Origin of the sequence: Paraburkholderia sp. LEh10, assembly GCF_017814945.1 — a bacterium.
Classification (GTDB): domain Bacteria; phylum Pseudomonadota; class Gammaproteobacteria; order Burkholderiales; family Burkholderiaceae; genus Paraburkholderia.
Window position 1 is genome coordinate 39,046 of record NZ_JAGIPX010000062.1, and the last position, 8,614, is coordinate 47,659.

Here is an 8,614-nt window from a genome sequence, read left to right on the forward strand (position 1 = left end):
GTTTCAATGAGTGCGTGTGGTTCGCGCGGGCAAAAGCGCGATGAAAGGCGCATCGCTCAGGCGAGCAGATCGGCCGATTGCACGCGTTCGACACCCGCGGCGCGCATGTCGCGCCACGCGTTGTCGAGCGAACCGTTCAGATCGATCGCGCGGGTCGCATCCTCGATCACGGCGAACTCGAAACCCGCTGCGCGCGCGTCGAGTGCGGACCACGCGACGCAATAGTCGGTCGCGAGGCCGCAGCACCACACGCGCGTCACGCCCGTATCGCGCAGATAGCCCGCGAGCCCCGTCGGCGTCTTGCGGTCGGCTTCGAGAAACGCCGAGTAGCTGTCGACGTCCGCGTGATGTCCCTTGCGGATCACGGCGCGCGCGTGCGGTATGTCGAGATCCGCATGCAACGCGGCACCCGGCGTGTTTTGCACGCAATGCGTCGGCCACAGCACCTGCTCGCCGTACGGCAGCGTGATCGTCTCGAACGGCTGACGGCCCGCGTGATTCGCGGCGAACGAAACATGCGACGGCGGATGCCAGTCCTGGGTCAGCACGACATGGCTGAAACGGCGCGCGAGCCGGTTCACGAGCGGCACGATCTCGTCGCCGCGCGCGACCGCGAGCGCGCCACCCGGCATGAAGTCGTACTGCACGTCGACGACGAGCAGAACTTCGTTGGCACCTTTCATCGCTGTTTCCTTGCGCTTACACGACAGGCCGCGTGCGTTCAGCTGGTGAACCCGCGTCCTTGCTCAGCCCTTTCGGCGATACCCGAAGCAAGCTGCCACGCGTCGCCGTTCGGCTGTGCGGCGTAGCGGCGGATCGCGCGCGCCACGTTATAGAGGCCGACGGTATCCGCGTACAGCATCGGGCCGCCGCGCCACAGCGGGAAACCATAGCCCGTCAGATAGACCATGTCGATGTCCGACGCCTTCGACGCAATGCCCTCTTCGAGGATCTTCGCGCCTTCGTTGACGAGCGCGAACACGAGCCGCTCGACGATCTCCTCGTCTGAAATCTTGCGCCGCTCGACGCCGCGCTCCTTCGAAAACGCGACGATCATTTCGTCGATCTGCTTCGACGGATACGCGTTGCGATCGCCCGCCTTGTAGTCGTACCAGCCGCCGCCCGTCTTCTGCCCGAAGCGGCCCGCCTCGCACAGACGGTCGGCGATCTTCGAATAGTGCATGCCGGGGCATTCCTGGTAACGGCGCTTGCGGATCGCCCAGCCGATATCGTTGCCCGCGAGGTCGCTCATGCGGAACGGACCCATCGCGAAGCCGAACTTCTCGATCGCCTTGTCGACCTGCGCGGGGAGCGCGCCTTCTTCGAGCATGAAGAGCGCCTGACGGATGTACTGCTCGACCATCCGGTTGCCGATGAAGCCGTCGCACACGCCCGACACCACGGCCGTCTTCCTGATCTTCTTTGCGACCTTCATCACGGTGGCGAGCACGTCCTTCGCGGTGTCCTTGCCGCGCACGACCTCGAGCAGCTTCATCACGTTCGCGGGGCTGAAGAAGTGCATGCCGACCACGTCCTGCGGACGCTTCGTGAACGCGGCGATCCGGTTCAGATCGAGCGTCGACGTGTTCGATGCGAGGATTGCACCCGGCTTCGCGACTTCGTCGAGACGCTTGAACACCTGCTCTTTCACGCCGAGTTCTTCGAACACGGCTTCGATGATGAGGTCGGCGTCTTTCAGGTCGTCATACGAGAGCGTCGGCGTGATGAGCGCCATCCGCTGCTCGAGCGCTTCCATCGACAGCTTGCCCTTCTTGACGGTCGCCTCGTAGTTCTTGCGGATCGTCGCGAGGCCACGGTCGAGCGCGTCCTGCTTCGTTTCCAGCAGCCTCACGGGCACGCCCGCGTTGACGAAGTTCATCGCGATGCCGCCGCCCATCGTGCCCGCGCCGATCACGGCCACCTGTTTGACGTCGCGCATGGGCGTATCGGACGGCACATCGGGAATCTTGCTCGCCGCACGCTCGCCGAAGAACGCATGACGCAATGCCTTGCTCTCGGGTGTCTGCACGAGTGCGAGGAAGCACTCGCGCTCGACCTTCATGCCGTGATCGAAGCCCTTGAGCACGCCCGCTTCGATTGCATCGATGCACTTGTGCGGCGCCGGGAAATTTTTCGCGACGGCAGCGACGCTATTGCGCGCGAACTGGATGAAACCCGCCGCATTCGGATGCTCGATCTTGCGATCGCGAATCTTCGGATGCGGGCCGTTCTGCGCCCCCACCTTGCGTGCGAACGCGAGCGCGCCTTCCATCAGATCGCCTTCGACCAGTTGGTCGAAGAGCGGCGTGCCCGCAAGCTTCTCCGACATTACGGGCGCACCCGACACGATCATGTTGAGCGCCGCTTCCAGTCCGAGCGCGCGCGGCAGCCGCTGCGTGCCGCCCGCGCCCGGCAGGATGCCGAGCTTCACTTCCGGCAGCGCGATCTGCGCACCCGGCGCCGCCACGCGATAATGCGCGCCGAGCGCGAGTTCCAGGCCGCCGCCCATCGCGACGCTGTGAATCGCGGCGACCACCGGCTTCGCGCTGCCTTCGACGGCCTTGATGACTGTCATGAGCGTCGGTTCCTGCAGCGCTTTCGGCGTGTTGAATTCGGTGATGTCGGCGCCGCCCGAAAAGGCCTTGCCTGCGCCCGTCAGCACGATCGCCTTGACGGCGGGATCGTTCTGCGCGCGCTCGACGCCTTCGATGATGCCCGTGCGTGTCGACAGGCCGAGGCCGTTGACGGGGGGATTGTCTAGCGTGATGACGGCGACGCCGTCCTGTGTCCTGTAGTCCACTGCCATCTGCCTGCCTCCATGCGATGAAGCCGCGCGTCGAGCGTGCGGCTCAGACGGGAACATCCGAACTATTGTCCGCTGTTTCACCGTTCTTTAACGATAGACGGCAGAATACACAAAAAAGCACGCCCGTTCAATTCGGGTGATCCGCTTCTGCGGTCGGCGTAAACCCGAGGTCTACAAAGGATTGGCTTTATTGCCTCTAGCGTGTCGTTCGGCGAGCGCTTCCTCGTCGAACGGACAGTCGTCGACGGCCAGCGCCGACGGCAGCACGTGATCGCGGAACCGCTCGCGCAGCTTGAGCTTTTGCAGCTTGCCCGTCGCCGTGTGCGGCAGTTCGTCGACGAACACGACGTCATCGGGAATCCACCATTTCGCGACCTTGCCCTCGTAGAACGCGAGCAGTGCGTCGCGCGTCACGTCGGCGTCAGGGCGTCTCACGACGACGAGCAGCGGCCGCTCGGTCCACTTCGGATGCGCGCATGCGATGCACGCCGCTTCCGCCACGCCCGGATGCGCGATCGCGACGTTCTCCACGTCGATCGAGCTGATCCACTCGCCGCCCGACTTGATCACGTCCTTGCTGCGGTCAGTGATGTTCAGGAAGCTGTCGTTGTCGATCGTCGCGACATCGCCCGTCGGAAACCAGCCGTCGACGAGCGGCGACGCGTCGTTGCGGAAATACCGGTCGATCACCCACGGCCCGCGCACGTGCAGGTCGCCGAATGTGACACCATCCCACGGCAGCTCGCAACCGTCTTCGCCGACGATCTTCATGTCGACGCCGTATATGACGTGCCCCTGCTTTTCGCGCAGCTTGCGCTGCTCGTCGGGCGAGCGCTGCGTCTGCTCCCAGGTGAGTTTCGACAGCGTGCCGAGCGGCGACATCTCCGTCATGCCCCACGCGTGGATCACCTCGACGCCGTAGACGTCCTGGAACGTCTTGAGCATTGCGGGCGGACACGCCGAGCCGCCAATCACCGTGCGCTCCAGCGACGAAAACCGCACGCCCGCTTCGCGCAGATGGTTGAGCAGGCCGAGCCACACGGTCGGCACGCCCGCGGAATACGTGACGCGCTCCGCTTCCATCAGTTCGTACAGCGACTTGCCGTCGAGATCCTTGCCCGGAAACACGAGCTTGGCGCCCGTCAGCGGCGCGGCGTGCGGAATGCCCCATGCGTTCACGTGGAACATCGGCACGACGGGCAGCACGCAATCGCGCGCGGATAAGCCCATCGCGTCCGGCAGCGATGCGCCGAACGCGTGCAGCACCGTCGAGCGATGCGAGTACAGCGCACCCTTCGGATTGCCCGTCGTGCCCGACGTATAGCAAAGGTTGGACGCGCTGCGCTCGTCGATGGGCGGCCAGTCGAAAGCGCCGTCCTGCTGCGCGAGCAGCGCTTCGTAGCTCGATGCCGCCGTCGACATGCGCGGCATGTGCGCCACGTCCGTCAGCGCGATCCAGCCGCGCACGTTCGGGCACTGCGGCGCGAGCACATCGACGAGCGGCGCAAACGTGATGTCGAACAGCACGTAGCGGTCGTCGGCGTGGTTGACGATATAGGCGATCTGATCGGGAAAGAGCCGCGGGTTGATCGTGTGGCACACGGCGCCGAAGCCTGTCGTGCCGTAGTACGCCTCCAGATGCCGGTAACCGTTCCATGCGAGCGTGCCGATCCGCTCGCCCGCTTCGACGCCCAGCGCGATCAGCGCCTGCGCGAGCTGCTTCGCGCGCTTTTCGCAGTCGCGGTACGTGTAGCGATGCACGTCGCCCTCGATGCGCTTCGACACAATCTCCGTTGTCCCGAAGTGGCGTGACGCATGCGCCAGCAACGAAGGAACCGTCAGCGGCACGTCCATCATCTGTCCATAGAGCGGCGTCGTCATACGCAGGTGTCTCCCAGTGGTTTGTGCTGGCTGGTGTTGTCGTTCGAATGCAGTTTTGACCTTTGTGTGCACCCTTGAGCAAGGCCGCGCATCGGATCGAAGCGCGTTCGATGCGCGCGGCGGATGCGCGCGCTGCAGCGCGGCAGGCGCGGAATTACAATATCGGTTAATAAAGAGGCGCTCAACATGTCGTTTTCCCCATGCAATGCAGGGTTATCCGGTCCGATGTCGACGGCGGCAGGCGCCATCGACAGCCAGCGCGGCGGCAGCTTCGCGGCGCTCGGCAACGTCTTTCTGACACGCCTGCCGGCCGCGCCGCTGCCCGCGCCGTATGTGGTTGGCTTTGCGCCCGATGTCGCCGCGATGCTCGGTTTCGATGCATCGCTGGCAAGCGCGCCAGGCTTCGCCGAGTTCTTCTCGGGCAACACGACGCGCGACTGGCCGTCGGCATCGCTGCCGTATGCGTCGGTGTACTCGGGGCATCAGTTCGGCGTGTGGGCGGGGCAGCTCGGCGACGGACGCGCGCTGACGCTCGGCGAAGTCGAGCATGACGGCCAGCGCTTCGAATTGCAGCTCAAAGGCGGCGGACGCACACCCTATTCGCGCATGGGCGATGGACGCGCGGTGCTGCGTTCGTCGATTCGCGAGTATCTGTGCTCCGAGGCGATGCATCATCTCGGCATCCCGACGACGCGCGCGCTCTGTGTGATCGGCTCCGATCACCCCGTGCGCCGCGAAGAGATCGAGACGGCGGGCGTGGTCACGCGCGTGTCGCCGAGCTTCGTACGCTTCGGCCATTTCGAGCATTTCTACGCGAACGATCGCGTCGATGCGCTGCGCGCGCTGGCCGATCACGTGATCGACGGCTTCTATCCGGCGTGCCGCCAGGCGGAAGACCCGTATCTCGCGCTGCTTGAAGAAGCCGTGCTGTCGACGGCCGACCTGATCGCGCAATGGCAGGCTGTCGGCTTCTGTCATGGCGTGATGAACACCGACAACATGTCGATCCTCGGCCTCACCATCGACTACGGCCCGTTCGGCTTCATGGACGGCTTCGACGCGAATCACATCTGCAATCACTCGGACTCGCAGGGCCGATACGCATACCGGATGCAGCCGCAGATCGCGTACTGGAATCTTTTTTGTCTGGCGCAGGGCTTGCTGCCGCTGCTTGGCGAGCGTTACGCCGACGCGCAGCGCAGCGAGCGCGCCGTGCAGGACGCGCAGCGGGTGCTCGAAGGCTTCAAGACGCGTTTCGCGCCGGCCCTCGAAGCGCGCATGCGCGCGAAACTCGGACTCGAAACCGGGCGCGAAGGCGACGATGCCCTTGCGAACAAGCTGTTCGAGATCATGCACGCCAACCGGGCCGACTTCACGCTGACGTTCCGGAATCTGTCGAAACTGTCGAAGCACGATGCAAGCGGCGACGCGGGCGTGCGCGACCTGTTTCTCGACCGCGCGGCTTTCGACGCCTGGGCGAACGACTACCGCGCGCGGCTGTCGCATGAAACGCGTGACGACGCCGCGCGCGCCGAAGCGATGAACCGCGTGAATCCCAAGTACGTGCTGCGCAATCACCTCGCCGAGACGGCGATCCAAAAGGCGAAGGAAAAGGATTTCTCCGAGGTCGAGCGGCTCGCCGCCGTGCTGCGCCGCCCGTTCGACGAGCAGCCCGAGCACGAAGCGTATGCGGGACTGCCGCCCGACTGGGCTTCGTCGCTGGAAGTGAGCTGCTCGTCGTAAGTGCAGCGAGAAATCAGGGCGTCCGGCGGCGGCCTTTTGCGGGTCGTTCGCACGCCGGCCGGCTACCCGGACCGCATCGAGCGGGCTGCGCTACAATTCGAGCCCAGATAGCGTCACTCGCGCTCCGGTTTGCCGTCGGCGCGGGCGAAGGCTGGACGAAAGCGCCGGCGCCCGAGGACGTCTGCCGGCGTCTTTCAGCCCGGGGTTCGCCGTGATTCGACAGCCGTCCTCCCGACCTCACAGACCGCGCGCACGATGCGCCCAACCCTCTCCGGATTCCCGACCCGACAATGAAATTTCTGTTCGATCTGTTCCCGATCATCCTGTTCTTCGTTGCGTACAAGGTGTGGGGCATTTTCACGGCGACGGCCGTCGCGATCGCCGCGACGCTGGTCCAGATCGCGTGGGTTGCGTTCCGTCACCGCAAGGTCGATCCGATGCTGTGGGTGAGTCTCGGCGTCGTCACGGTGTTTGGCGGCGCGACGCTCGTGCTGCACAACGATACGTTCATCAAATGGAAGCCGACCGTGCTCTACTGGGCGTTCTCCGTCGCGCTGGTGGTCTCCGCGCTCGCATTCAACAAGAATCTGATCGAGGCGATGATGGGCAAGCAGATCCAGTTGCCGCATCGCATCTGGGGCCAGCTGAACTACGTATGGGCGATCTTTTTCGTGCTGCTCGGCGTCCTCAACCTGTTCGTCGCATACAACTTTTCCACTGATGCGTGGGTCAACTTCAAGCTGTTCGGCGCGACGGGCTGCCTCGTCGTGTTCATCGTCGGGCAGAGCCTGTGGCTGTCGAAGTATATGAAGGAGGAATGACATGAGCGACGTTTTCCTTCACGCCAGCCCTGCCGAGCGCATCGCGCTGATCGAGGCGGGCATCAGATCGGCGCTCGCGCCCGTCGATTCAATCACCGTGCGCGACGACAGCGCGCTGCATGCGGGCCATGCGGGCGCTTCGGCGGGCGGCCACTACGCGGTGACGATCGTGGCCGCCGCCTTCGCCGGCAAGGCTCGCGTGGCGCGGCACCGCATGGTGTATGATGCGCTGGCCGATGCCATGCAACGCGGCATTCACGCTCTCGCCATCACGGCTTACACGCCAGAAGAATTCAATTCGCTGTCCCGTTAGGAAACTTCCGATGACCTTGAAACACACCCGCTACGGGGTCTTGCTGGCTGCATTCGCAGCAGCGCCTGCATTCGCACAGAACATCGCCGTCGTCAACGGCACGCCGATTCCGAAGTCGCGCGCCGATGCGCTGATCCAGCAACTCGTGCAGCAGGGTCAACAGGATTCGCCGAAGCTGCAACAGGCCGTGCGCGAAGAGCTGGTGAATCGCGAAATCCTGATGCAGGAAGCGATTCGCGAAGGCATTCCTTCGAAGCCCGAAGTCAAGGCGCAGGTGGCTGTTGCGCAGCAGACGGTGGTGCTGCGCGCGCTGATCGAGAACTACCTGAAGAAGAACCAGCCGACTGACGCCGAAGTGAAGGCGAAGTATGACGAGCTGGTCAAGCAGATCGGCGGCAAGGAATATCACCTGCACCATATCCTCGTTGACAACGAGCAGCAGGCGAAAGACCTGATCGCGAAGATCAAGGGCGGCGCGAGCTTCGAAGACCTTGCGAAGCAGTTCTCGAAGGACCCGGGCTCGGGCAAGAACGGCGGCGACCTCGACTGGTCGGACCCGAAGGCTTATGTGCCGGAATTCGCCGCGGCGGCGGAGAAGCTGCAGAAAGGCCAGATGACGGATGAGCCGGTGCATACACAGTTCGGCTGGCACGTCATTCGAGTGGACGACGTGCGCCAGACGCCGCCGCCGCCGTTCGAGCAGGTGAAGGCTCAGATCGCGCAGCAGATGCAGCAGGAGAAGCTGCAGGCGTTTGAGGAGGACCTGCGGTCCAAGGCTAAGATTCAGTAAAGTTTTTTGCTGTATCGCGAGGAAGGCCGCCTGCGGGCGGCTTTTTCTTTTTGGGTTGGAGTGTTTTTGTTGTCTGCGCGACGGCGTTTGTATTGGGGTTTGCTTTGCCCTCTGCACGGGCTTGACGCGATGCGGTTCGCTTTGCCCCTTTGCGGGCATGCGCGATGTGGTTCGCCTCGCCCTTCGCTGGCATCCGCGATAGCGCCTCGCGGCGCAGGTGTTGCCCCTGTGCGGGGCGGCACTTACTTTCTTTGCCGCGG

Annotated in this window: 9 protein-coding genes; 4 read left to right on the top strand and 5 right to left on the bottom strand. The window is 64.2% G+C overall.

The genetic code is table 11. From position 1 onward, the window contains the following. Positions 1–56: 56 nt before the first annotated feature. The 4 genes from pncA to J8I87_RS34665 form a co-directional block, all read right to left on the bottom strand. A complete protein-coding gene (gene pncA / locus J8I87_RS34650; RefSeq protein WP_209936789.1) occupies positions 57–683 on the bottom strand; it encodes a bifunctional nicotinamidase/pyrazinamidase in 627 nt (208 codons plus the stop codon). Positions 684–721: 38 nt separating this feature from the next. Further along, entirely contained in the window at positions 722–2,806 is a 2,085-nt protein-coding gene (locus J8I87_RS34655; RefSeq protein ID WP_209936790.1) for a 3-hydroxyacyl-CoA dehydrogenase NAD-binding domain-containing protein, read from the bottom strand. A gap of 171 nt (positions 2,807–2,977) precedes the next feature. Continuing rightward, complete coding sequence (locus J8I87_RS34660) at positions 2,978–4,687, bottom strand: 3-(methylthio)propionyl-CoA ligase (protein WP_209936791.1); 1,710 nt, start codon at positions 4,685–4,687, stop codon at positions 2,978–2,980. After that, on the bottom strand, positions 4,684–4,875 hold the full coding sequence (locus J8I87_RS34665) for a hypothetical protein (protein WP_209936792.1): 192 nt from the start codon (positions 4,873–4,875) through the stop codon (positions 4,684–4,686). The genes J8I87_RS34660 and J8I87_RS34665 overlap by 4 nt, the downstream gene beginning before the upstream one ends. A 37-nt stretch (positions 4,876–4,912) precedes the next feature. Between J8I87_RS34665 and J8I87_RS34670 the strand changes: the two genes are divergently transcribed. From J8I87_RS34670 to J8I87_RS34685, 4 genes are all read left to right on the top strand, one after another. After that, a complete protein-coding gene (locus J8I87_RS34670) occupies positions 4,913–6,430 on the top strand; it encodes a protein adenylyltransferase SelO (protein ID WP_245254369.1) in 1,518 nt (505 codons plus the stop codon). A gap of 290 nt (positions 6,431–6,720) precedes the next feature. Continuing rightward, on the top strand, positions 6,721–7,251 hold the full coding sequence (locus J8I87_RS34675; RefSeq protein ID WP_209936795.1) for a septation protein A: 531 nt from the start codon (positions 6,721–6,723) through the stop codon (positions 7,249–7,251). A gap of 1 nt (position 7,252) precedes the next feature. Then, complete coding sequence (locus J8I87_RS34680) at positions 7,253–7,564, top strand: BolA family transcriptional regulator (protein WP_209936796.1); 312 nt, start codon at positions 7,253–7,255, stop codon at positions 7,562–7,564. Between the two features lie 10 nt (positions 7,565–7,574). Then, the gene (locus tag J8I87_RS34685; protein WP_209936797.1) at positions 7,575–8,354 is read left to right on the top strand and encodes a peptidylprolyl isomerase; all 780 of its coding nucleotides are present in this window, start codon (positions 7,575–7,577) and stop codon (positions 8,352–8,354) included. Here J8I87_RS34685 and J8I87_RS34690 read toward each other — a convergent pair. Continuing rightward, the coding region (locus J8I87_RS34690; protein WP_209936798.1) for a hypothetical protein at positions 8,341–8,614 on the bottom strand (274 nt) is incomplete at its 5' end. The two genes, J8I87_RS34685 and J8I87_RS34690, sit on opposite strands and share 14 nt — an antisense overlap.

Bases quoted from the DNA above. Each gene is read 5' to 3' on its own strand.
- pncA (WP_209936789.1), bottom strand. From the start codon at position 683: ATGAAAGGTGCCAACGAAGTTCTGCTCGTCGTCGACGTGCAGTACGAC.
- J8I87_RS34655 (WP_209936790.1), bottom strand. From the start codon at position 2,806: ATGGCAGTGGACTACAGGACACAGGACGGCGTCGCCGTCATCACGCTA.
- J8I87_RS34660 (WP_209936791.1), bottom strand. From the start codon at position 4,687: ATGACGACGCCGCTCTATGGACAGATGATGGACGTGCCGCTGACGGTT.
- J8I87_RS34665 (WP_209936792.1), bottom strand. From the start codon at position 4,875: ATGTTGAGCGCCTCTTTATTAACCGATATTGTAATTCCGCGCCTGCCG.
- J8I87_RS34670 (WP_245254369.1), top strand. From the start codon at position 4,913: ATGTCGACGGCGGCAGGCGCCATCGACAGCCAGCGCGGCGGCAGCTTC.
- J8I87_RS34675 (WP_209936795.1), top strand. From the start codon at position 6,721: ATGAAATTTCTGTTCGATCTGTTCCCGATCATCCTGTTCTTCGTTGCG.
- J8I87_RS34680 (WP_209936796.1), top strand. From the start codon at position 7,253: ATGAGCGACGTTTTCCTTCACGCCAGCCCTGCCGAGCGCATCGCGCTG.
- J8I87_RS34685 (WP_209936797.1), top strand. From the start codon at position 7,575: ATGACCTTGAAACACACCCGCTACGGGGTCTTGCTGGCTGCATTCGCA.